General features: G+C 67.2%; 21 protein-coding genes. 9 read left to right on the top strand and 12 right to left on the bottom strand.

Annotated elements, in window-relative coordinates:
• The first annotated feature begins 79 nt into the window (after positions 1–79).
• The 4 genes from BHS09_RS23015 (at position 80) to BHS09_RS23000 (ending at position 2650) form a co-directional block, all read left to right on the top strand.
• A complete protein-coding gene (locus tag BHS09_RS23015; RefSeq protein ID WP_174258870.1) occupies positions 80–541 on the top strand; it encodes a hypothetical protein in 462 nt (153 codons plus the stop codon).
• Between the two features lie 203 nt (positions 542–744).
• The gene (locus BHS09_RS23010; protein WP_140793257.1) at positions 745–1146 is read left to right on the top strand and encodes a hypothetical protein; all 402 of its coding nucleotides are present in this window, start codon (positions 745–747) and stop codon (positions 1144–1146) included.
• 12 nt (positions 1147–1158) lie between these two features.
• Positions 1159–1539, top strand: a complete 381-nt coding sequence (locus BHS09_RS23005) for a hypothetical protein (protein WP_011554546.1) — start codon at positions 1159–1161, stop codon at positions 1537–1539.
• Positions 1502–2650 carry an NAD(P)/FAD-dependent oxidoreductase gene (locus tag BHS09_RS23000; RefSeq protein ID WP_335929614.1) on the top strand — a complete coding sequence of 383 codons (1149 nt, stop codon included), beginning with the start codon at positions 1502–1504 and terminating at the stop codon, positions 2648–2650. Before BHS09_RS23005 ends, BHS09_RS23000 begins: the two co-directional genes overlap by 38 nt.
• Before the next feature lie 90 nt (positions 2651–2740).
• On the opposite strand, the gene BHS09_RS22995 is transcribed toward BHS09_RS23000, so the two are convergent.
• Together BHS09_RS22995 and BHS09_RS22990 are read right to left on the bottom strand one after the other, a co-directional pair.
• On the bottom strand, positions 2741–4579 hold the full coding sequence (locus tag BHS09_RS22995) for a tetratricopeptide repeat protein (protein ID WP_237079780.1): 1839 nt from the start codon (positions 4577–4579) through the stop codon (positions 2741–2743).
• Between the two features lie 191 nt (positions 4580–4770).
• Positions 4771–5079 (bottom strand): hypothetical protein, encoded by a 309-nt coding sequence (locus BHS09_RS22990; protein ID WP_140793252.1) that lies wholly within the window; start codon positions 5077–5079, stop codon positions 4771–4773.
• 209 nt (positions 5080–5288) lie between these two features.
• Between BHS09_RS22990 and BHS09_RS22985 the strand changes: the two genes are divergently transcribed.
• The 3 genes from BHS09_RS22985 (at position 5289) to BHS09_RS22975 (ending at position 10598) form a co-directional block, all read left to right on the top strand.
• Positions 5289–5840 carry an SLOG cluster 4 domain-containing protein gene (locus tag BHS09_RS22985; RefSeq protein ID WP_140793250.1) on the top strand — a complete coding sequence of 184 codons (552 nt, stop codon included), beginning with the start codon at positions 5289–5291 and terminating at the stop codon, positions 5838–5840.
• Positions 5841–5929: 89 nt separating this feature from the next.
• The gene (locus BHS09_RS22980) at positions 5930–6325 is read left to right on the top strand and encodes a hypothetical protein (protein ID WP_140793249.1); all 396 of its coding nucleotides are present in this window, start codon (positions 5930–5932) and stop codon (positions 6323–6325) included.
• A gap of 10 nt (positions 6326–6335) precedes the next feature.
• Positions 6336–10598, top strand: coding sequence for an AAA family ATPase (locus tag BHS09_RS22975; RefSeq protein WP_140799013.1), 4263 nt, complete (start codon positions 6336–6338; stop codon positions 10596–10598).
• On the opposite strand, the gene BHS09_RS22970 is transcribed toward BHS09_RS22975, so the two are convergent.
• A complete protein-coding gene (locus BHS09_RS22970; RefSeq protein ID WP_174260577.1) occupies positions 10591–12006 on the bottom strand; it encodes a B12-binding domain-containing radical SAM protein in 1416 nt (471 codons plus the stop codon). The genes BHS09_RS22975 and BHS09_RS22970 overlap by 8 nt on opposite strands.
• A gap of 432 nt (positions 12007–12438) precedes the next feature.
• On the opposite strand from BHS09_RS22970, the gene BHS09_RS22965 reads away from it, so the two are divergent.
• Positions 12439–12975, top strand: a complete 537-nt coding sequence (locus tag BHS09_RS22965) for a YceI family protein (protein ID WP_140793244.1) — start codon at positions 12439–12441, stop codon at positions 12973–12975.
• 7 nt (positions 12976–12982) lie between these two features.
• On the opposite strand, the gene BHS09_RS22960 is transcribed toward BHS09_RS22965, so the two are convergent.
• Positions 12983–13972 (bottom strand): endonuclease/exonuclease/phosphatase family protein, encoded by a 990-nt coding sequence (locus BHS09_RS22960; protein ID WP_140793242.1) that lies wholly within the window; start codon positions 13970–13972, stop codon positions 12983–12985.
• A gap of 180 nt (positions 13973–14152) precedes the next feature.
• Here BHS09_RS22960 and BHS09_RS38750 point away from each other — a divergent pair, with 180 nt between their 5' ends.
• A complete protein-coding gene (locus tag BHS09_RS38750; RefSeq protein WP_162520984.1) occupies positions 14153–14305 on the top strand; it encodes a hypothetical protein in 153 nt (50 codons plus the stop codon).
• A gap of 16 nt (positions 14306–14321) precedes the next feature.
• Here BHS09_RS38750 and BHS09_RS22955 read toward each other — a convergent pair whose 3' ends face one another.
• The 8 genes from BHS09_RS22955 to BHS09_RS22920 form a co-directional block, all read right to left on the bottom strand.
• Positions 14322–14624, bottom strand: coding sequence for a hypothetical protein (locus tag BHS09_RS22955; protein ID WP_140799011.1), 303 nt, complete (start codon positions 14622–14624; stop codon positions 14322–14324).
• 82 nt (positions 14625–14706) lie between these two features.
• Positions 14707–16968: an ATP-binding protein gene (locus BHS09_RS22950; RefSeq protein ID WP_140799009.1), complete on the bottom strand. Its 2262-nt coding sequence runs from the start codon at positions 16966–16968 to the stop codon at positions 14707–14709.
• Between the two features lie 12 nt (positions 16969–16980).
• Positions 16981–18168, bottom strand: a complete 1188-nt coding sequence (locus BHS09_RS22945) for a hypothetical protein (protein WP_140793237.1) — start codon at positions 18166–18168, stop codon at positions 16981–16983.
• Positions 18169–18170: 2 nt separating this feature from the next.
• On the bottom strand, positions 18171–18872 hold the full coding sequence (locus BHS09_RS22940) for an ImmA/IrrE family metallo-endopeptidase (protein ID WP_237079779.1): 702 nt from the start codon (positions 18870–18872) through the stop codon (positions 18171–18173).
• A gap of 23 nt (positions 18873–18895) precedes the next feature.
• A complete protein-coding gene (locus BHS09_RS22935; RefSeq protein WP_140799007.1) occupies positions 18896–19216 on the bottom strand; it encodes a hypothetical protein in 321 nt (106 codons plus the stop codon).
• Positions 19217–19259: 43 nt separating this feature from the next.
• Positions 19260–19859, bottom strand: a complete 600-nt coding sequence (locus tag BHS09_RS22930) for an RNA polymerase sigma factor (protein WP_140799006.1) — start codon at positions 19857–19859, stop codon at positions 19260–19262.
• Positions 19860–20556: 697 nt separating this feature from the next.
• Entirely contained in the window at positions 20557–21774 is a 1218-nt protein-coding gene (locus BHS09_RS22925) for a glycoside hydrolase family 19 protein (RefSeq protein WP_140799005.1), read from the bottom strand.
• A gap of 172 nt (positions 21775–21946) precedes the next feature.
• Entirely contained in the window at positions 21947–23314 is a 1368-nt protein-coding gene (locus tag BHS09_RS22920; protein WP_140799004.1) for an MFS transporter, read from the bottom strand.
• Between the last annotated feature and the right edge of the window lie 130 nt (positions 23315–23444).

The raw sequence follows: 23444 nt of genomic DNA, 5'->3' as shown, positions 1-23444 counted from the left end.
TTACCAGAATGGTCCCTTCCCCGGCCTGGAGGTGCTTCCCGCCTTGCCAGGATTTCGGGTCCTTTTGAGGAGACAGTCAATGTCCGGTGAAAACGTCGTCGCTCCCCCCGTCAAGAAGCTGAAGCGGCCGGTGGAGGAGGTTCGCGCGGAGCTGCTGGCCGACGCGGACGTGAAGGAGCAGGCCCGTCTGCTCAAGGTGCCCGTCGAGGAGTACGTCGAGAAAATCATCGACTATGCCCTCAACCCGGAGAAGCCGCCCCAGATCGAGATCGTCCCCGACGAGGAGCTGAAGGCCAAGGACCCCAACGTGCCCACCATCGAGGAGCTTCAGGGGCACCTGCAGGACATCGTCGACGGCCGCGTCGTCATCAGCCGGGCGCATCAGCGGGACGGCTTCAGCGACCAGGACGCGGACGCTCGCTACAAGTCGGCGCTCGCATCCGACGCGGCGCAGACGGGCGCTCCCGAGAGCCGCAAGGGGACGTCCGCCAGCGATCTGCACGCCGCGGAGGGCAAGAAGCCCTCCACCGACAAGAATTGATCGGCGGTGGACCCGGCCCGGGGAGCATTTCCCGGAATCCTCGGTGCCTTGTCCCTGCGCTAAGTCCCTGAATTCAAATGGGCTTTTGAGTGGCGTCCGGTTTTTTCGGGTAACAGGGAAACAAATATGCCCGTCCCCCGACAATTCTCACATCAGACGCACTTGATGGCTGCACCGCAGCCATCCTCTCAAGGGGAACTACCATGGGCGGTCTCAAGGGAATCGTTGGCAAGGTGCTGAACGTCGTCAAGCCGTTCGTCTCCGCGGTCAACCCGCTGCTGGGCGCGGCGATGGGCTTCGCCAGCGGCCTCATCCAGGGCAAGAACCCGCTCCAGGCGCTCATGGGCGCGGCGACGGACCTGATTCCGGGTGGCGGCGCCTTGAAGAACACAGTGGGCAAGTTCGCCAGCAAGTTCCTCATGGACGGCGCGGGCGGCAACAGCCTGGTGAGCAGCGCGCTGAATCTGGCCACGGGCAAGAGCAAGGTCACCGACGTGGTGGGCGACCTGCTGAAGAACACGGCGAAGACGGGCCTGAGCCAGCTGGGCATGAAGAACGCGGCCGAGCTGTCCGCGCAGCGCATGTCGCAGTTCCTGGTTTCGTAATAGCATCGCCGGATGACGCCCATCCTCTACGTTCCAGAGCTGCACTTCGCTCAAGTGCAAGAGTGGCTGCAGTTCTGGAACGATGCCGTCACGCCAGAGACGCTTCCTCAGACGGGCTTCATCATTCCTGGCAAGGCGGCGGGGTTTCTCTACCGGACCGACAGCTCGCTGGCCATGATTGAAACCCTGGTGGCCGCGCCGGGGCTGTCCAAGGAAGAGCGAAGCGCCGCCGTTGACCTCGTGGTGGCCGCCATCAGTGAGGAGTCCACGAGGCTCGGGTTCCAAGTGCTGGTGGGCTACACCCAGTTGGACGCGGTGGTGAAGCGCGCCGAGCGGCACGGCTTCATCTACGTGGATGGTGGCTTTCACGTCATCGCCAAGCGTCTCAGGTGAAATGACGCCTGGCGCCGACATCTTGATTCTCGGAGCCGGTGTCGTGGGCCTTTCGGCCGCGCGCCGGCTTTCTGCTTTGGGCGCGAGCGTCACGGTGCTGGACGCCGTGGATCCGGGAGGCCGGGGCTCGCGCGCCGCCGCCGGAGTCGCCATTCCGTCCGTGCGGTTGTTCGATGACCCGGTGATGCTGGCGTTCGCCCGGGCAGGCCGCGGCACGCTGGCGGAGGACCTGTCCTCGCTTCCGGGAGGCGACCAGCTTCGCCGAGGCAACGGCATCCTCCGCGTCGTCGCGGACGCGAAGGCGCGCGATGCGCTGGCGGCGAAAGCGGTGGCGGACGCGGAAGGACTGGGCACCTGGCGGGACGCCGCGAGCCTGGTGTCGCTCGAGCCCGCGCTGGAAGGCACGCCGCTGTTCGGTGCCTTCGAGACGGACCAGGGCCACCTCGTGGACACGGATGGTTACGTCGACGCGCTCCTGAAGGCCGCTGCCCACGTGGGCGTGCGGTTGCGGCTGGGCGTGGCCGCGCGCTCCGTTTCCGAATCCTCCACGGGAATCGAGGTCCAGACGGAAGGGGAGACGCTCCGGGCGGACCGGTTGCTCGTGTGCGCGGGGCCCTGGTCGGCAGGCGTGGAGGGGTTGCCTTCGTTGCCGTTGAAGCCCGTGCGTGGGCAGATGCTGGTGGTGCACCAGCCGGGATTGCACCTGACGCGCGTCGTCTCGGGGCCCTCGTACCTGGCGCCGTGGCGCTCGGGCGAAATCGTCGTGGGCGCGACGGAGGAGGACGCGGGCTTCGTGGAGCAGGTGACGCCCGCGGGCCTGCTGCACCTCAGTGCCACCGTCGCGAAGCTGGCCCCGCGACTGCGTGACGCCCGGTTCGTCCGCGCATGGGCGGGGCTGCGTGCCGCGACGCCGGATGGCCACCCGTACATCGGCCGTCATCCCGGCACCCGGCGCACCTACGTCGCCACGGGGCTGGGCGGCCAGGGCATCCTGACCGGTGCGTATACCGGTGCCTTGCTCGCGGAGCTCGTGGCGCACGGCCATTGCGCCGCCGCCGAGCCGTTCGCGCTCGCGCGTATCACCGGCGGTCCGCTGCTCACAACGCGCTGAGCAGGTTTTCGGCGCTCACGGATGCGCTGATTCGCGCCGGCGGGCACACGTCCGAGCCAAGGCGCCTTGCCGCCGCGCCCCAGCGGGACGTCAGTACAGGTTCACCGGGTCGAACGGGCGGTTGAGCTTCGTCCGGGCGCGAGGCAGCACCTCGTGCACTGCCTTCGCATCACCCTGTGCGAGCGCGGCCTTCAGCGCCTCGGTCTGCTTCGGCCACGTCGTGCTCACCCCCGCGCACCGCACCGCCTCCGACCAGTCCGTGCGTCCAGCCGCCACGGCCTGCCCGGCCAGGCTCTCCGCCGTCTTCAGCGGGTCCCCAATGGCGCGCGCATGCTCCTCCGCGCGAGCGAACCAGTCCACGGCGACAGCGGGCTGCTGCTCGTCCAGGAACAAGCGTCCCAGCTCCGCGGCAATCACCTGCCGGTGGAACGAGTCACCCAGCGCATCGGCGTTGGTGAACGCCTCGGTGAAGTGGGCCACCGCCGCGTCACGCTCGCCAGCGGCCAGCTCCAGCCCCGCCAACCGGTAGCGGTGGTGCTTGGCGAAGTTCACGCCCCAGCTCTCGCTGATCTTCTCGAACCGGCGCCATGTGGAGATGGCATCACCGAACTGCCGCGCCGTCTCCTGCAGATAGCTGGCGTTGGAGATGAGGTTGATTTTCAGGTGCGTGGCGCTCGCGTCGTGCAAGTCCCCCACGCAGCGCATGGCCTGCTTCTCCTCCACCAGCGCCTTGTCCAGCTTGCGCTCCTGAAACCACGTCAGCGCGCAGACATTGCGCAGCCAGCCCTCCTGGAGCGCCCGGTCCGGCGATGTGCTGCGCTCTAGCGCGGCCAGCCCCGCGGCCACCTCCGTCCGCGCGTTGGGAAGCTGTCCGAAGCGCTTCGTCAGGGTGAGCGCGCGGAACATGTGCAGCCGGGCCACCAGCTCGGGAGGAATCCGGCATGCCAGCCCTCGCCCAAATGCCTCCATCGCCGCGTCGTGCGCGCCGGTGTAGACATGGACCACGCCCATGCTGCGAGCGAACAGGGCCTTCAGCTCCTCGACGTCACCCAGGCTGGCTCGGTCAATCTCGATGGCGGGCGTGGCGAAGCCCGTGTCCAGCGTCTCCCAGGCCTGGACCACGCGAGACGCCAACGCCGCGTCCGCGTTCGCCTCCAGCACCGCCAGCCCCTGTTCGGCGGCCAGCATGGCGCCTTCGTAGTTGGTGGTGAAGAAGCAGCTCCGGATGGCGAGGATGGCGGCGGCCACCCGTGTCTCGGGCGCCTGGGCCGCGTCCACGGCGACCTGGAGATAACGCCCCTCCAGGTCCACCGGCGCCTCCAGCGCGCGCGATGACACCGGACCGGGCGTCGGCACGCGGGGCGCACGCATCCGGTCGCACAGCGCATCCAGGTAGGCCTGCCGCCGGGACTCGAAGCACTCCGCGCCATGGGGCCGGCGCACGTTCCACCCGGTGAACAACAGGGTGCCCTCCAGCCCTTCCAAGCGGCTCCACTCGGCCGCCCGCATCACCGCGCGCAGGCTCACCAGGTCACATTCACCCGCGCCATGGAGCACCAGGGGCCGGCCGCTGACGCGCATCGTCTCCACGATGGCCTTCGCGGCCACGTTGAGGACCCAGAACATCTGCTCCGACTCGCGGTGGAGGCGGCGCTCGGAGGGCGTCAGCGCCAGGTCGCCGAGGTCCGGCACGCCGTCGATGGCGCCGGGAAACAACCGGTTCCATTCGGAGGGATGGGCGCGGGACAGGGTGTGCACGACCTGGGGCGCGGCGGCTTCACACGCGCGAAGGACCTTTCTCAGCCCACCGAACGCGACAGGCAGGGCCACCCCCACGTCGACTTCGATGGCGTGCGAGGGCAGCGCGGCGGGTCGCGACGTCTCCACGGTGACAGCCAGCTCGCGGGGACGCGCGAAGGGGGGACTCACGGGAGGCTCCTCGGAGGGGCGCAAGGTGGGGGTGAGACACAGAATCTGTCTCACACGCATACTCACATCCTCTCAGGAACTGAGCAATCGTGCCTGCCCGGAAAATACCAGGTGAAACGTCACTTTCCGGGCATGGCCGGATGTGTCGAGCCCAGCACCTGGAGATCCGTTCCCAGCGGACAACGGGAACGTCAGTCATGCGTGCCGATGTGCTGATCGCCGTGGTGAGCGCAAACCCAGTGGAAGGCGCAGGAGCACGCCACGGCGCGGGCGCGGGTGCAGCACCGGCCGCCGAAGTGCTCAGGAAGGGCCGTGGCCTCGTCGTCCTCGGGAGGCTCTGGCAGGCACCGGGGCGCCGAGCGGCCGGACTCGGCGGGCTCATTGTCGCAGCAGCCGCGCTCCATGCAGCGGGGGCACAGGGACAGCTCGCAGTGGGCGCACCAGTCGAACACTTCACCAGCGCTTCCGCGGCGCTCACATCCTCCACAACTGTCGAACATGGACGACCTCCAGTCGCATGCCGATGAAGGTAGAGAGGGGGTCTGACAGGTGAAGCGTCCGATCCGTCACGCTCCACGTGTGAAGGCTTCCATCGGTGAACGCCCGGCGGGGGGAATGTGGGGCAATGAACCGTCGTGAGAGGAATACGGCGCGCGGTTGGAACAAGCTGGAGGACGGGCCCGTCATACCGGGGGAAGGAGCAGAGCCCATGCGCAGGCCACGGCGGATCATCGGTGTCTTCGGTTCTGGCAAGGAGGACCACGCGGAGCGGGTCATCCCGCTGGTCCGGTGGATCGCCGAGGCGGGCTTCGACCTGCTCACGGGCGCGGGCAGCGGGGTGATGCGGACGGCGGCGGATGCCTTCGTCCAGGTGGAGTACCGGCACGGCATCTCCATTGGCATCGTCCCAGGCACGGTGGAGGGCGGCGAGTACCGGCCCCGCTCGGGCTACCCCAATCCCAACGTGGAGCTGCCCATCTACACGCATCTGCCGCTCAGCGGAGAGCAGGGGACGGATCCGCTCAGCCGCAATCACATCAACGTGCTCACGCCGCACGCCCTGGTGTCACTGCCCGGGGGCGCGGGCACGGTGGCCGAGGCGGCCCTGGCCCTGCGTTATGGCAAGCCGGTCATCCTCTACGGACCGCCGGAGTCGTTCCGGCGCTTCCCAGCGGAGCTGGAGCGGACGGACTCCCTGGAGCGGGTGGCCGAGTTCCTCCGGGCCGCGGTGCGTGATCCGCTCCGCCTGGCCGTGCCGTAGCCGCTGGAAAACGTCTAGGATGATGCACTCGGGGGAACGGGCGGGGGCCACCCAGGCAGGGCGGGCCGCGTCGTCTCGAGTGCGCCATCATGATCAGTCCCGACCATCCGCTCGCCAGCTGGTTCCTCGTCATCGCCGGGACGCTCTTCCTGGTCGTCTTCGCGATTCCCCTGCTGCTGATGCCCCTGACGTGGGCGCGCTGGTTCGGGTGGCGGCTGCCGGAGGGGAACAATCACCTCACGGTGTACTTCGGGCGCTGCCTGGGCGCGGTGGCGCTGGCCATCATCCTCACGGCGGCCCGTTTCGTGTCACGGCCAGGCCCCGCCATCTTCGACCTCATCGGCTGGGTGTGTGCGGGAATGGTGGTCGTCCATACCTGGGGCGCGCTGAAGAAGGCGCAGCCGGTGTCGGAGACGGTGGAGATTGGCTTCTATGCGGTGGTAGGCGTGCTGGCCATGTGGATCCGCTTCAACGCCCTGAGCTGAGCGCACGGCCATGTCTCCGGTGGACATCGACCCCATCCTCGCGACGTTGGCGCCCTACATCCCCGGCGCCGTGCTCCGGCGTCTGGAGCGCACGGAGGCGCACGCGCTGCCGCTCGTGGAGCCGGTGCGAGGCGCCATCCTGCTCCTGGACATCGCGGGCTTCACGCCCATCGTCGTCAGCCTGAGCGGCGCCGGGCCCCGGGGCATCGATGCGCTCCAGCGGCTCCTGACGAGCTACTACACGGAGATGATCGACGTCGTGAAGGACCACGGCGGCGACATCTACCAGTTCGCCGGTGACTCCATCCTGGCCTGCTTCGAGGTGGAGCCGGGCGTGGACGCCAGCGGCGCGGTGCAGCGCGCGGCCCGGTGTGCGCTGGACGTCCAGCAGCGGCTGTCCCGCTTCGCGCAGCTGGAGCTGCTGGGCCAGCGCTTCAGCGTGTCGTCGCGCATCGGCATCGGGTTCGGCGAAGCCCACCGGGTGGTGCTGGGCGCCACGGGCATGTGGATGCACCCCGCGCTCATCGGCCAGCCGCTGGCGCAGGCGGTGGCGGCTGAGAAGCGGGCCACGGTGGGGGAGGTGCTGCTCAGCCCGGAGGCGTGGGCCCTGCTGCCGGAGCCGGCCCGTCAAGGCGAGGCCCGCGGCAACGCGTACCGCCTGGCGCCCACCGTGCCGTTGCGCGTGCCTCCAGCGCCCGGCTTCGTGTTGCCCTCGGGGCCGGAGATGGTGGCCCGGTGCTCGCTGCTGCTGCACCCGGTGCTCTTCACGAAAATCACGACGGCGCACCAGGAGTTCAGCGGCGACTTCCGCGATGTCACCTGTTTCTTCCTCCGCTTCGACAGCCAACGTGCGTCCGCACGGCCGGAGGACTTCACCCGCGAGCTGAACGCCTTCTACGAATACGTCCAGCGGGAGAGCGCACACCACGGCGGCGTGTTGCTGATGACGGACTTCACCGACAAGGGGAACGTCCTCTACGTCATCTTCGGCGCGCCCACGGCCTTGCAGAGCAAGGAGGTGCTGGCCTGCCGGCTCGCGTGCAAGCTGATGCGGGAGCGGGAGTCCTTCCCCTTCGTCTCATCGCTGCAGATTGGCATCGCCACCGGTCCGGCCTACTTCGGCGACATGGGGTCGCCCTGGCGCAAGGGGTACTCCGCGCTCGGCGAAGTCGTGAACATGGCCGCCCGCCTGATGACACACGGGCAGGGCAGCGGCATCCACATCGACGCGCAGACGGAGCGCAAGCTGCACCAGGGCGGCTTCGACACCGAGTTCGTGGAGGATGCGCGGCTCAAGGGCGTGTCACGCGCGGTGCCTGTCTACCGACTGTCGGCGGAGGTGCGCCGCAGCCTGTTCCTCAAGGGCAAGGGAGACATCGTCGGCCGGCAGCGCGAGGTGGAGGCGCTGCGCCAGGCCGTCGACGAATCGCTGGAGGGCCACGGCCGCATCTGCGTGGTGTCGGGCGAAGCGGGCATCGGCAAGTCGCGGCTGGGCGCGAAGGTGGTGGAGGTGGCGGAGGCGCGGGGGGCCCACAGCCTCTACGGCATCTGCTACTCGTACGAGATGTTCACGCCCTTCTTCCCGTGGAAGGAGGTGCTGGTCCAGCTCTTCGGCCTGCACGAAGGCGACGACGTGGAGACGCAGCTGTCCCGGCTGCGCCAGGGCTTCGCGGGCCTGGAGGACACGGGACCGGAATGGATACCCGTGCTCGCGGGCATCCTGGGGCTGCACGTGGAGGAGTCGTCCCTCACGCGCGACCTGGATGCCCGGCGGAAGAATCAGAAGCTCTTCCAGATCATCCTCCAGCTCCTGGAGAAGCTGTCGCGCCAGGCGCCGGTGCTGCTCTTCTTCGAGGATCTGCACTGGGCCGACAACATCTCCGTCGACCTCATCGAGTACGTCGCCGCGCGGCTGTCCCCGCTGCGGGTGACGCTGCTGGTGACGATGCGGCCGGGCGTGCACCTCAAGAGCCTCAAGGGGTTGCCCGGGCTGCGATGGTTGGACTTGTCCAGCCTGGATGACGAGGACACGCGGGCGCTGCTGCGGCTGCACCTGCGCATGGAGACGCCGGACACGGCGCTGGAGGACCTGCTGCTGGCCAAGGTGCAGGGCAACCCGTTCTTCACCGAGTCCATCGTCCAGGGCATGGTGGAGAAGGGCTACCTGGGACCGGTGGCGCCGGGCGCGGAGCGGTTGGAACTCAAGCGCAGCCTGCAGGGGCTGGAGCTGCCGGACTCCATCCAGGATGTGGTGCTGGCGCGCATCGACCTGCTCACGGAGACGGAGAAGCTGGTGGTGCGCGTGGCCTCCGTGGTGGGCCGCATCTTCACGCTGGAGGCGGTGGCCGCGCTGGCGCCCGGCTCGGTGTCCCCGGAGCGGATTCGCGAGGCCATCGACACGCTGACGCGGCTGGGGCTCATCCTCCTGGAACTGGAGGAGCCCTTCACCTGCATCTTCAAGCACATCGTCATCCGCGACGTGGCGTACACCACGCTGCTGGTGTCCGCGCGCGAGGACCTGCACCGGCGCATGGCGCGCTTCATCGAGGCCCGCGCCGGGGACAACCCCGTCAAGTCGGCGGGAATCCTGGCCTACCACTCGCTGGCGGGAAACGACGAGGTGAAGGGCCTGGAGTACACGCTGATGGCGGCGCGCAGCGCGCGCGAGCAGTACGCCAACGACGACGCCGTCCACCACTACAACCGGGCCATGGAGATTCTGGGTGGCACCGTGGCGTTGGACCCGGAGGAGGTCCTGCGCAAGACGCACGTCGTGATGAAGGAGTTGGCGGAGACGCTGCTCAACGCGGGCAACTACGCGGGCGCCATCCTCATGTTCGAGCAGTGCCTGGCGGACGAGGAGCAGGTGCCGCGCCGCGCGGAGATTCACCTGGGCCTGGGCCGGGCCCACCAGGAGAAGGGCGAGTCGAAGCGCGCCATCCAGGAGCTGGAGACGGCGCTGGAGCTCATGGGGCGCACGATGCCGCGGAGCATGGCGGCGCTGGTGCTGCGCTCGGTGCTGGCCATGGGGCTGCACCTGCTCTACGGCCTGTTCCCCTGGCTGGTGCGGCCACTGGGCGCGCGGCTGCCGCTGTACTTGAAGCAGCTGTCCACGCTCATCTCGCTCATCAAGATCTACTACTTCGCGGACATCGGGAAGCTCACCTGGGCCACGCTGGTGGCCACGACAATGGCGGAGCGCTCGCGCAGTGAGTACGGCCTGAGCCTGGCGACCAGCTACTACGGCTCGCTGCTGTTCGGCTCGGGGATGGTGGGGCGATCGGGGTACTGGTGCCAGCGCGCGCTGGAGCATGCGCGGCGCTCACGGGATACGGCGGCGGAGGGCGTGGCGCTGAGCCGGCTGGCCACGCAGTCCATCTTCACCAACGCGCAGGCCCGCGCCACGGAGTACGGCGAGCAGGCGGTGGCGCTGCTGCGGCAGGTGGGGGACATGTGGGAGGTGCAGACGGGCCTGATGATGCTGGCCACCAGCCAGTTCATGGCCTCGCGCTTCGAGGATGCGGAGCGTGCGTACCTCGAGATGGGCCGCGTGGGCGTGGAACTCAACGCGTTGATGCATCAGGGGTGGTCGCACGCGTGGGTCCCCATGTGCCGCTACCTGCGTGGCGACGGGGACGTGGGCGAGCTGTGCGCGGAGCTGGAGGAAGGCCTGCGCATCAGCATCGACGTACAGGACCTGGCCAACCAGTGCGCCAGCCTGAATCACCTGGTCAACGTGGCGGTGCGCGAGCACCAGGTGGAGGAAGCGGCGCTGATGGCGGTGCGCGCCGACGAGGCGCTGTGGCGCTACCACGTGCTGGTGCCCTTCCTCCAGATTGGACTCGTGGACGCGGCGGAGGGCGCGCTCTTCGCGCTGGAGCAGGGGGCCGTCTCCGTGCCGCGCGAGCAGCTGTGGGCCCTCTACCGCCGCTGCGCGCTCAAGGCGCGAGCGTTGGGGGCGCTCTATCCGTACCTGCGCGGCCCGGCCATGCGGGTGATGGCGCGTGCGAAGGCGCTCGAGCGGGGCGCGAAGGCCGCGGAGCCGTTGTTCGACCGCGCGCTCAAGGTGCTGGAGGCCACGCCCAACCGCTGGGAGACGGGCGTGGGCTACCTGGACGCGGCGGCGGCGTTGCCTCACCGGCGCACGGCGTTGCTCGCCCGCGCGCGTGACATCTTCACCGCCATCGATGCGCAGGCGGAGCTGCGGCGGGTGGAGCGACTGGAGTCCGGTCCTCAGGATACGGCGCCGATGCTGGCGGCGGCGCTCACGTGAGCCGCTGCGGCTGAAGGCCAAGCTGGGCCATCTGCTGCGTGTCCCAGTACTCCAAGGCGTCCTGCCCGGCGATGTAGCGCCGTGCCGTGTTCCTCACCGGGTTTCGGATGCTCACGATTTCGGGCCCGGAGAAGAGGATGGTCTGCTTGTACCGGGGCATGTCGCTCATCGTGAGCTTGGACCAGTAGTGGCGGGCGATGTTCGGCAGGCTGCCGAGCTGCGCGCAGAGCCGGTGGAAGTGCTCCACCACCTCCGATGTGTCCAGGTTCTTGGGACGGTGGCAGAGCGTGTAGCCGTCGTAGTCGCGGCTCAAGGTGCCCGGCAGCAGGCGGTTCTCCGCCTGGAGCTCACGGAAGAAGGGCGTCTCCGGGTAGGGACAGACGATGCCCAGGAAGGTGACGGAGAAGTACTGGAGGTCGGAGAGGTACTCGGGGAGCTTCTCCAGGTACGCGTTGGTGTCTCCGTCCGAGCCCACGATGAGGCCGAAGGACAACAGGATGCCGGCGGAGAAGACGCGGCGGATGACGGCGTCCACTTCGCTCAGCTTGTTCTGGCCCTTGTTCATGGCCTTGATGGAGTCGGGGTTGAGGGACTCCAGGCCGGTGTAGACGTAGCGGCAGCCCGCCTTGGCCATCAGCTTCACCAGCGACTCGTCCTTGAGGACGTTGAAGGTGAGGGCGCAGCCCCACGTCTTCTTGAGCGGGATGAGGGCCTCGCACAGCTCGCGCAGGTATTTCGGTGAGCCACCGAGGTTGTTGTCGAGGAATACGAAGGCGTCATCCATCAGCCCCATGAAGTTGGGGTTCCAGTGCATGTGCTGCTGGATTTCGTCGATGACGTGGGCGACGGGGCGATAGCGGTAGCGCTCGTTGCCGGTGAGGACGCAGAAGTTGCAGGAGAAGGGGCAGCCGCGTGAGGCCTCGATGCCGGGCAGGCGCAGCTTGTTGTGGGTGAAGTCGATGAGGTCGTAGCGGTAGGGCCGGATGGCGGCGGGGCCCAGTGGCGGGCGCTGGTAGCGCGGCTGGAGCTTGTCCTTCTCGAAGTCCTCGATGAGCGCGGGCACGTTGGCCTCGGGCTCGCCGGTGATGACGGCGTCGAAGTACTGCTGGGCGTCGTCCGGGAAGTAGCTGGCGTGACGGCCGCCGGCGACCGTCGTCATGCCGCGCTGTCGGAAGAGGGTGGAGAGCACCTTGGTGTGCTCGTAGAAGGAGTGCAGATAGGAGAAGAAGACGAGGTCCCAGTGGCGGTCCATCGGGATGTCGCACTCCTTCTCGTTGAAGATCTCCACCTCCGCGTGCGGGGGGCACAGGCCGGCGATGAGCTCCGGCACGGAGGACTGCATGATGGAGGGCTCTTTGAGGCGCAGCCGGGTGGGGTGCGTGTACGTGGCGATGACAGCGATCCGCATGCGATGACGTGGCTCCAAGACGAGGCGGCGTGGCCACGGTGCGGCAAGGAGCACTTGTCACATGGTACGGCTCCCCCCGGCCTGACCGTGAAAGCAGAATCCCCCCGTTTCAGGCTTCACGCAAAATGACAGCGACTTGAAGTCGGGGGTACGCGGGTTCCGGTGGGGCTGGGCTGGGTCGAGGGCCGCCGACGCGAGCGATGCAGGAACGTCCACTCCACTCCCCGCAACACGCGCTCAAGCGGAAGGGTGAGACGGAACCATCGCAAGTTCCAGACTGTCGTGTTTCGCGCGCGGCTCCTCGTGCATCCGGCTTCGTCACACCGTGTGCATGGAGTTTCAATGAGTGGGTCATTATCTAGGCAGGGTCAGCTTGCGCCCCCCGGCGCGCACCGGTTTTTCCCCGCCCCCTCATCCGCCGAGCGCCCTCCCATGTCTGTCAGCACCTGGAACATCGACGCTTCTCACTCGTCCATCCTCTTCGTCGCGCGCCACATGGTGGTGGCGCGGGTCCACGGTCGCTTCGAGCGCTTCTCCGGAATCCTCCGTGTGAATCCCGAGCAGCCCACTCAGGGTGAAGTCGAGATGACCGTGGAAACGGCGAGCATCTACACCGGCTCGACAGACCGGGACGCGCACCTGCGTTCTCCAGACTTCCTGGATGCCGAGGCCGCGCCCCGGCTCACCTTCCGCGGCACCAAGGTCGAACCCGCGGGCGGCGCCAGCTTCCGTCTCCTGGGTGACCTCACCATCCGCAACGTGACGCAGCCCGTGGCCTTCGACGCCCGGCACATCGGCACGTCGAGGGACCCGTGGGGCAACTCGCGGCTCATCTACTCTGCGCGCACCACCATCAACCGCACCGACTACGGCATCCGCTGGAACAAGACGCTCGACAATGGCGGCTGGCTCGTCAGCGAGAAGATCGATCTCGAGCTCGACATCCAGGCCATTCCCGCGACGGCCTGAGCCGGCCTCAGGGCACGGGCAGGAAGTCCGCGTACACGGCGGCGTGGTCTGACCCGCCATAGCCGCCCCGTGGGTCCCTCGCCGTGCGGAACGAGCCGGGCACATACGAGCCCCCGCCGCGCGCCAGGTACAGGTGGTCGATGGCCTGGAGGTCGCCGCGGTAGGCATACGTCCACGTCTCGCTGTCCGGCCGGTCGCTGGAGACGCGCAGCAGCGCGCCGTCGCGCTCCAGCGCGGTGATGGGCTCCGAGCCCGGTACGTCGTTGAGGTCTCCCCCAAGGATGACCAGCGCGTCTGGAGCCGCCTGGGCCGCGCCCGCGACGACGTCCCGCGTCGCCACGGCCTCGGCGAAGCGGCGCCCGGCGTCGTCGTTGGACTTGGAGCGGAAGTGCGCGGAGAAGACGATGACCTTCTTCCCGTCCACGTCCAGGTGGACCTCCAGCAACTCGCGGGAGAACCGGGTGGCGGAGCCATCCGGGCGCCACAGCGTGCGTTCCCGATGCCCGCGGACGTCGGTGATGGGGTGAACGGAGAGGACGGCCACGTCCACGGACGCCGGTGCGCCCGTCTCGCCCAGTTCTGAATAGCCGAAGCGGGGGAGCCGTGACGTGAGCGCGTCGAGCGAGGCCTGGGTTTCCACCTCTGCCAACAGCACCACGTCGGCGTTCAGTCGCGAGATGGCGGACGCGAGCCGGTCCGCCTGGAGGCCGAACTCGGAGGGGGTGGGCAGCGCCTCGTAGTTGCTGCCGCCGCACTCACTGGAGTCGCACACCGTGTCAAAGAGCCGCTGCACGTTGAAGGCCGCGATGCGCACGCTGCCTTCGAGCGCGGTGTCGGGCGGTTGCTGCGGTACACAGGCAGCCCCGACACACGGTTCATCCGGCCCCGGTGGTGTTCCACGCCCCTCGCAGGCGGACAGCGACAAGAGGGCGGCCAGCAGGGCAGCGGCGCGGAGGCGATTGCGGTCCCGCGACGCAGGAGGAAGGGGGCGTGACATGGGGCCGTGAGACTACCCCATCGCGGCCCTGGCGCGGGCAGGCAGGCGGGGCGCAGCGTCGCTAGGAGGCGTCCTTATCTCACGCGCATTGCTTCCTGCTGAGCGTTACGACATGACAACGCACGGCGGTGGGTTTCGAGATTACCGTACGGACAGTTTGTGCGGAGGGGAGTGCGCGGCATGGTGATCGAGATTCTGATTGGCGCAGCGGTGATGACGCTCATCACCGTGATTTTCACTGGGCCCGGCATGTGGAGCTCCACCTGGGGCTACCGGAAGAGGGAGGGGCAGGACGCGTCGAGGTCCTCCGGCGAGAAGAACAAGAAGGCGTAGTCTCCCTCGCCCGGCGTCACTGGCAGATGCCGGGGCAGTCCTTGGCTCCCGAACCAGGCGAGCAGGCATCCAGCGGGTCATCCACGCATCGTGTCCCCGTCGACACGCAATCGCCATGGAACCCACCGCAGCATTCGACGTACCCCTGCGGCACGTCGCACGGCGTCGCGAAGCTCCGGCACTCGGCGTCGCCCGATGCAGGCCGAGCGAACACCCGCACCTGTGCGCAGGCATCGCCGTCATCGTCGGAGGTTCCGCTGCATGCCGGGAGGAGCAGCGGGGCCACGACCGCGAGCGCGGCCTTCATGCGTCGGTTCATGTCCGCTATCTGGCCAGGGCTGGCCCTCGCGTCCAGTCCCCCCGCACCCAAGGTGTCAGGGGGATGAAACGCGGGGCGCGTGTCACTCCACCAGCAGCCGCTTCACCGGTGCGGGGTCCACCGCGACCATCAGCGGCCGGGTGAAGTTGCTGAACGACACCAGCGCCTGACCGGGGGCCAACCGCGACACCCGGTTCCAGAGGCTCTCGTCGATGCTGCCCGCGGTTTTCTGCATGCGCGAGATGACAGAGCTGTCGGCGATCTTGTGGATGACGAAGTTGTTGATGAGGCCCAGCACCTCGTTGGGCAGGTGCTGCGGAAGCTGGGTGACGAAGACGAGCCCCATCCAGCGCTTGCGGCCCCGCTTGGCAATCTTCGCCACCTGCTCGAAGAGCACGGGCATCTGGGCAATGCGGTTCGCGGAGAGGAACTCGTGGGCCTCTTCGATGATGATGAGGACCGGCGTGACCGATTGGTCCTTCGCGTTGGCCCGCTCGTAGCGTCGCTCCTGCGCTTCCTGGAGGCCTCGCAGGATGTCTGCGATGACCAGGTTGTTGAGCTGCGGTGAGTCCGTGTCCGACAGGTCGATGACGGAAACGCGCCCGGGCGTGAGCATGGACTCATAGGCCACGCCTTGCTCGCTACCCACGTCGAAGATGCCCAGGCGCCGCAGTCGGTGGAGTTTGCTGGCCAGGGCCTTCCAGCTGATTTCGTGCCGGCTGCTCTGGGCCATGACGCGCGCCATGACCCGGCCGAAGTTGCTCTTGAACTCGGTGCGCAGCATCAGTCCGCGCGATGGCGCCTTGGCGGTGACGTCCGGGTCGGCCTCCGCGTCGTCGTTCTCTTCGAGAAGGGACGCCTGCTTCCGAGGGGTGGCACGTGATTTACCGCGCGTCTCCGATTTGCCTTCGTCACTGAGGCTGTAGATGTACGCGCTGACCACGTCCAGCACGTGGTCGATGGTCATGTGGGGAAAGCCCGTGGACAACTCGTCCACGTCGAGGACCTGGCGGCGCTCTTCTTCCGTCTGCGGGTAGATGTTGAAGTCTTCGAGCAAGAGCTTGGTGACGTCGTAGGCCTTGAGGAACCGCTCCTGCTGTGCGTCCGACATGTCGAGAATCTCGGCGAGCGCGTACGGAGACAGGCTGGAGAACTTGAGCGAGAACGAGTGCTTGTTCCGGTGTCGCGGATTGAGGCTGTCGCGCCCGGTGAGGTGGTGGATGTGCAAGTCCTTGACGCCCTGCGGACGCTGGCCTCGCCGCTTGAGCGCCTCGAGCATGGCGGCATGGTCCGTGGGCTGGTCCACGTGCGTGTATTCACCCTCCACGTCGAAGACGATGGTCGCGATGCCATCCGCCTGGGCTCGGTGGATGAGCGTGGCCACCGTGGTGGACTTGCCGCCGCCCGTCGTTCCGATGATGCCCGTGTGGCGTGGAAGGATGGATTTGTCCCGGGGATTGAGCCGGGCCTCCATCTTTTCGTACCCGACCACCAGCCCCAGGCACATGTCGCCGCCGACGCCCAGCACGCGAGCGCTCTCCGCCTCGTCGAGCAGGAAGACGGGGCTCTGCGGCCGGGGCCGGAAGCGGGGAGGCTTCAGCGTGCCTTCGACCTCCTCTCCGACAATCTCAATCTCCGCACGCCCGTGATAGTCGAATGTGTACGCCAGCTTCTTGCCGTGGGTGACCACGCCAATGGCCATGGTGGAGTTGGCGGGCACCGCGTTCGGTTCCGCGAAGGGGCCCCGCACGACGACGCCCAGGTAGGCGCGGTTGTCCTCCCTCGACCTCACCCGGACCAGCGTCTGGGACGCGAGCAGGTGCAAATCCTCACGCGTGAGCAGCACGGTGATGAGGTTGTCCTGGCTGGATGTGACGTCGAAGTGGGTGAAACCCACCGCCGCCGCCAGCTCTGGATCCACCTGGGGACCGGTATGGGCCTGGTTCCTGAGTTCGTCGAGCTCGTTCAGCGTCTTCGTTGGGGTCGGTCGAACGACCTCACCGTCAGGCTCCCGCGGGGACACGGGCCCAGGGGCCTTGCCATTCATGACAGGTGCTGCCGCCGCGGGGACAGCGCGGTGCTGACCATTCTTCTCGGGCGGCGGCCGGCCAACGCCCAGGCCCGGCATGGGGGCGGGGCGTGTGGGCCCGTTGGTGGGCCTCGCCCCTGGCCTGAACGGTCCAATTCCTGCCGCGGGGTGGCCGGGCGGTGGATCGCCCCAATTGCCTGGATCCTCCGACACGTCACCAGACCGGGTCCCAGCCTGTCCTGAAGCGGCGGATTGCCCCCGGAAAGTCCCGGCACCCGGCGCGCGCTGCCCCCTGCCGTCGTCAGCCATGTTCATGGTCCCCCTGGCCTAATGGCGCTTGGTGTGCTCGTTGAAGAACTCGAGGTTGGCGCCTGCCTGGGCATAGGCGTCATGCACGAGGCCCATGAATCCATCCTCACCGAAGGCGCTCCGGCACGATGCTTCCGCGACATCGAGCAGCATGGGGAATCCCCGATCGGGTCGGAGGATGCTGTCCGCCATGGCGACTCGCGCCGCGAGGTGGACGTGGTCGCGATGCGCATAGAATGAGCGGGGAGGGGTTCGCTCAGATGCGCGAAACACACCGGAGATGACTTCGGGGCAGCATTCCTGCACGAACTTCGCCGCGAGGTTCTGGCTGCGGTCCCCGTACTTCCATTGCTCGATGACCCGCCTCCCATAGCGTTCGAGCGTTTCGAAGATGACGTACTCGCCAGCCTGGAGCGCATGACCAATGGTCAGAATGCCCCGCTCCTCGAGCGTGCTTGGCACGAACACGAACTTCTTCTGCTGGAGAATGAGGCGCCTGAGCACAGTGATGGATGCGCGCAGGAGGCTCATGTAGCCCGAACCCGTGATGAGTTCGTAAGAGCATGGATTGCCATGCCCGATACGCCACTCCGCCTCGGACTTGTCCACGAGCACGGCCCGTTCGGCGTAGGTCTTGATGCCGCGGCGAGCCAGTTTGGAAAGCGACTTCTCGCGAGGACTGGCCGACCTGTCCATCCGCTGGTCGATGCACGCGAGTGCCTCTTGAACTGGATTCGAACGCTGGTCCGACATCTCCTTCCGGAACAGTCGCTGAGAAAATGTTCCGCTCGTCCCTCCGTAACCCACAGCGGCGATTCCAATCTGGGTGATTCCAATTGGCAGGCTCTCGTGGCTCGTCGAGATGCTGTTGACGGCCTCCACCTTCCCAGAGAAGAGCAGGCTCTGATGGACCGTGGCCAATTCTTCGGGTGTGGCCCTGTAGACTCCAGCCTCTTTGGCACCACCGCGAGAGTTCGCGGAGATTTTCGGGAGGACTTGTTGCCGGATGATCTTCTTCACGACGCCCTCCTTGTCCACGGCATTGGCGATTTCCTTTCGGAACCGTGCCATGACGCTCTCCAGGTCGAGCCCCTGCGACCATGTGTCGAGGTTGAGCGTCGTCAGCAGATCCTCTCCAAACGCGTCGAAGAAGTCGTCGTCACCGACGAGGTCTGCTCCGTCTTCGGCGTGAAAACCACCCGCCATGCCTAGCTCCTGTCTTCGCCAAGAAATTCGATGATGGAGAATCGCTGGGCGCGCTCCTGTCGCATGAGCGCGCGGGCATAGCCCCTGGCCTTGTCTTCAGGGAGACCGAAGCGGCTGGCCACCCGCGGTACGCCGTCTTCTCCTGGGGTGATACGGAGCATCCGCCGCACGAGCTCTGCTGGCGCGAGGAACTCGAGCGCCAGCCGGTCGGCTCGCCGTTCGGCTTCCGCAATGGCTCCAGAGGCAAGGTGCCCGGACGGGTTCCTATCCATGAGCTTGACCTGGACACCCAGCGGGACCTGTCCGAAAACCGAGGACAGTTTTTCCTCCAGGCTTGCGTCTCGCTTTCCGTCGAGGACGGGGAGGATTCCTTCTCCAAAGTGGCGCAGGGCTCGCTCGCGGGGAATCACGTGGTCGAGCACGAAGTGCGCGACCTCATGTGCCACGGTGAATCGCTGTTCATCCTCCGAGTCACCCGTATCGTGGAAGAGCAGGGCACTCCCTTTCCAGGCGACCATGCACCCGTATATTTCCCGGTCGGTGTCGGAGATGGGATGCGGAACCTTCCGCTTCGATGTCCACTCCGCCACGTGCGCTGTCGTGAGCTTGGGGATGGGCACCGTCTCCACGGACAGCTGGTATGGGGCTTCTACGGCCAGGTCGCGCGGATAGGAAGTGCATGCCTGGAGCCCGCTGATGACCATGGCCTCATCCAGCCAACGACCCATCATGGGGTGTCCTCATCGTCATGAAAGCGGTCTCTGGCCGCGATTTGGATGCGACTGGCGCCGGTCACCGCCTCGCCTTCGGTATCGGATGTCAGCGCGTCGATGACCTCGACGTGTCGAAGCACTCGGACCAGGGCCCGCTCGTTGACCGCGAAGCGGTGAGCGACCGCGATGGTCTGCGTTGCGAAAGAAGCACCAACGGGACGTCGGCAGAGGGACATCCAGTGGAGCTCTTCCAGCGAGCAACCCAGCTGGTTCGCGAGGTCAGTGGTGGTGATGCCTTCAATCGCGAGGTAGCGCTCGAACACATGGCCAAGCATCCAGGCTTTCTCTGTGCTCCGCCTGGCCGCACTCTCAAGCCAATCAGGATTCGTCACCGAAAACCTCCCTTCCAAAGCGCACCAGCCACTTCATGATGCGGTCACGGTTGCGCTTCACTTCGCGCTGGATGTCGACTGCGGGGAGTGAGCCCAGGCCGAGTACCTCGGCAAACCGCTGGGTCGACCGTTCTCCCTGGAGCATGAGTCCGAGGAACGCGCGGTCCACCTGAGAGAGGTCGGATTGTTCGATGCGTTCCACGACGCGCTTCACCTCCGCGGATTGCTCCAAACAGTCTTTCGGAGACCTCCCTAGAAGTTCGAAAAGGATGCCGAACTTTTCTTCACGCACCTGGCGCCTCGTCGCCGAGCGCTGCCAGTCAGTGACCGTGTTCTTCGCGGATTGCGCCAGGTAGGAGAACAGGCGACCTCTCTGCGGATCAAAGCGCTCGGGTGCCTCGAGGTAGTCGAGCAACACGTCGATGGCGGCGTCACGGGCCATTTCGTAGGTGCATCCTCGGGCGTACTTCACGGCTGCGATGATGGGGTCGACGAAGACCGCAAACGCGTCCACGTTCGCCACCGACTCTCGCTGGAGGATGCGCGCATGCAACGCGACGTCCTCGTCTCGTGTTGGAATTCCCATCCTGACTCCTCATCGGAAGTTTCCGTGGACGCGCTCAATACGTGCGCGCATGTGCTCCTTCGGAGCCGCACTGGCGAGTTCGACGAAAACATGCACCTGCACCACCCAAATGGTTCCTGGCAGGCGCGCCGCGTGTCTGTACCTCCCGGGTGGTATGTTCATGGACGGTAATGCAGACAGTGGAGCCAATGCACCTGGGCTCCGTTCGCTGGCTTGGGTGAGTCAGATTTGCCAACGGCGCAGGTCGTCGCGGACTCGGCGTCTGCCAAGGCACCCTGCTTCAGCGTCTGATGTCGTGATGCACTGCGTGGTCTCCTGCTATTCCGGGCGGCGCGGAGCGGGGGCTTCGCGAGACACGGACTGTTCAGGAGTTCTGGCGCGCGTTGCCCATACCACCCGGGTGGTAAAGACAGACCCATCCCTCCAATGCACTCTTCAGGGCGGATGCTGGCGTTGTCCGGTGCACCCCAGGGCGGCTCGGGGGGGGGACGTTCCGGGAGTGCGGCTGAGGCGGGGAGCGCCGTCAGGCGCGGCAGCGCGTTCCTTCGGGAGACGGGGCAGGGGGCTGCCCGGTTCCGGACGCGGGTGCTGCCAGGGCGAGGTGCTGGAGCCGGGCGGCTTGGAGCATGAGGCCGCCCGGCGTTCGGCGTGAGGCGTGAGGTGGAGGTGCGATCCATCCCCACCTCGGTGACGCGTCTCAGCAGCCCAGGTTGTCGCCAGGGCTCACGCCCAGCATGCCGGTGAAGCGCTGATAGTTGTTGATGCGGCTCTGCACCTGGCCGGGGTTGCCACCATTGCACTCCAGCGAGCCATTGATGGTGCGGATGGTCTCACCGAAGCCGCGGCCGTCGACCATGGCGCGGTGCGCGGACATGGTTCCGGCGCCGGCCTGCGTGGTCCAGAACCAGAACGCGGAGCGCCACGCGGCGTTGGCGTCCTGGGCCAACAGGTCCGGGTTGGTGTGCAGCGGCAGCCCCAGCGCGGTGCCGGCGGCGCAGTAGTTGCCGTTCCAGGACAGCTGGATGGGCCCGCGTCCGTAGTACTTCTTGCCCGCGACGCAGTAGCAGCCCGGCGGACCCCATGCGCCGCAGTAGTCACCGCGATTGATCTCCTCCACGTACACGTAGTTGCCCGTCTCATGGGCCGTGTTGGCGAAGAAGGCCGCCACCTCGCGCTTGCGCGTCTCCAGCGAGCCCGTGTTGGCGAAGGCCGGGAAGGTGCTCGCGGCGGCGATGAGGCTGCTGTACGTGTAGAAGGGGTTCCGGTTCGGGAACATGGCGTTGAACGTGGACTCGCTCAGGATGGCGGCCAGCCCCGTGCCGGGGTTGCCACCGCCCCCGTCGATGCGGTCGAACGTCCAGCGCTGGTTCGTGCGCTGCTCGTAGGGGTACTGCACCAGCTCCGTGCCGTTGGCCGTGTTGCCCCAGTACACGTCAATGGCCATGTCGGTGTGACGCGCGCGGATGCTGAACTCGCTGCCCACTTCCTTCACGAAGCGGAACTGCTGGTTCGCTCCGCCGCCATAGCCCCACTGGTGGACCAGCGCGTTCGCCGCGGTGCTCGCCTCCTTGATGTCGAGCGCCTTGTTGCTGTTCACGTTGATGATGCTGAAGTAGCCCCCGGACGTGGGCGTGACGCGGAAGCGCTGCGCATTGGTGCCGTTGCAATCCCATTGCTGCACCTTGGCGCCGTCCGCCGTGCTCGACGAGGCGACGTCGATGCACTTGTTCGTCATCACCGAGCGGATGACGTAGGAGCCTTCGGTGATGGTGTCGACAATGGCGGCGCCTTCCACCTGGCCCACCGGTTCGAGGGCGGTGGGCGCTGGCTCGGCGTCGCCACAGCCTCCCAGGGCGCTCAGGCCCCCACAGATTCCCAGCAGGGCCAGACTGCGTGACACGAACTTGCCGGACATGCTTGTGCTCCTTGCGGTCGAGGGTTTCTCGGGCGCTCCACGCCTGGGGCGGGCGGAGGCCTTGGCTCCGGGGAGCCGGAGCTGCAAGGACTGTACGGCAATCAGTAAAGCAGGAATAACAGGATAGGCTCGCCGGGCGCGGAGCGTTGACCAGCGGACGCGCCGCGGCGGCTCAGGCTTGCTGTTGAGCGGCGGGGACGGCCTGGGGCAGCAGCGCGTCCGGGAGCTCGTCTTCCACGCCCCGCACGCGCGGAGAGGACCAGGTCAGCAGGACGCTGCCCGCCAGCATCAAGCCCAGGAAGACGTAGAGCAGGGCAATGCCGCGGCCCGGCCCGGTGCCCAGCACCTGGCCGAAGGTGCTGGCCAGGGCGCCGCCCTGCGCCATCCAGGGGTCGAAGAGCTTGTCCGTCAACGGACCCGCGAGCAGCGCCGCGATGGGCGGGGCAATCAGGGCGAGCATCCGGCGCGTGGCGAACACCCGTCCCTGGATGGCGGGGGGCACCTTGCTCTGCCAGATGGCCTGTGAGCAGCCCATGGCCACGGGGGCGGTGAACATGAACACGAAGGCGGCGCACGCGACGAGGAATACGCTGGCGGGGAGCGCCGCCGCCAACAAGGCCAGGCCCGCGACGAGCTCCGCGCCCAACACGCCCCGGATGCGCCGCTTCGGGCCTCCCCAGACGCCCATGGTGATTCCGCCCGCCACCATGCCGACGCCGGAGCAGGAGACGACCAGCCCCAGCGTCGTCGGGTCCGTGAAGCTCAACACCAGCGGGGTGATGAGCACCGTCACCAGCACGGAGAACAGGTTGACGGCGGAGCTGAAGGCCAGCAGGCCCAGGAGGCCGGGGCGCTCGCGGATGAAGCGCCAGCCCAGCGCGATGTCCGTCCACAGCGACTTCCTGGCCTCGGCCTGCTCGGCAGTCAGTTCGGGCTGGGGGATGCGCACGCTCAGCAGCGTGGCCACCGCGAAGAGGAAGGTCGCCAGGTCGATGAGCAACACGCCTTGCAAGCCAATGCTCACCACCAGCACGCCCGCCATCGCGGGGCCCAGAAGCTGGCCCGCGCTCATGGCCAGTTCCACCATGCCGTTGGCCCGGCCCAGGTTCTGCTTGGAGACCAGCAGGGGCGTGGTCGTGGAGAAGGCCAGGATGCGGAAGGTGCTGAAGGCGGCGCTCAGCGCCAGGGGCGGATAGAAGTGCCAGTTTTGAAGGGCCCACAGCCCGGCGCGGTCCGCCGCGACAAGGCACCACATCAAACCAATCGCCATCATCGCGCCCAGGTCCGCCAGCAACATCACCCGCTGGCGGTTGCTGCGGTCCACCATGGAGCCGGCGACGGGGGCGAGCAGCACCATCGGGAGGAACCCGAAGAAGGACGCCAGCGAGTACTCCGTGACGGAGTCACTGTTCTGGTAGACGAAGACACCCACCGAGAACTGGGTGAGCCCCGTCCCCAGCGACGAGATGAGCTGACCCAGCCAGATGAGACTGAAGACCCGGGCAGGGTGTGTGACGACGTGCCTGCTTGAAAATGCCATGCCGTCAGCGGGCCTTCCGCGGACGTGCGCCGCTCGGTGTCAGATGCATGGCTAGAGTCTTCGTGAGCGCGGCCGGGACGTCCAACCGGATACCGCGTTCTTTTTATCAGGAACCGCTATCGCTGTAATA

This window comes from Myxococcus xanthus, from assembly GCF_006402735.1.
GTDB lineage: Bacteria > Myxococcota > Myxococcia > Myxococcales > Myxococcaceae > Myxococcus > Myxococcus xanthus_A.
This window is presented reverse-complemented; position numbering and strand designations above follow the sequence as displayed.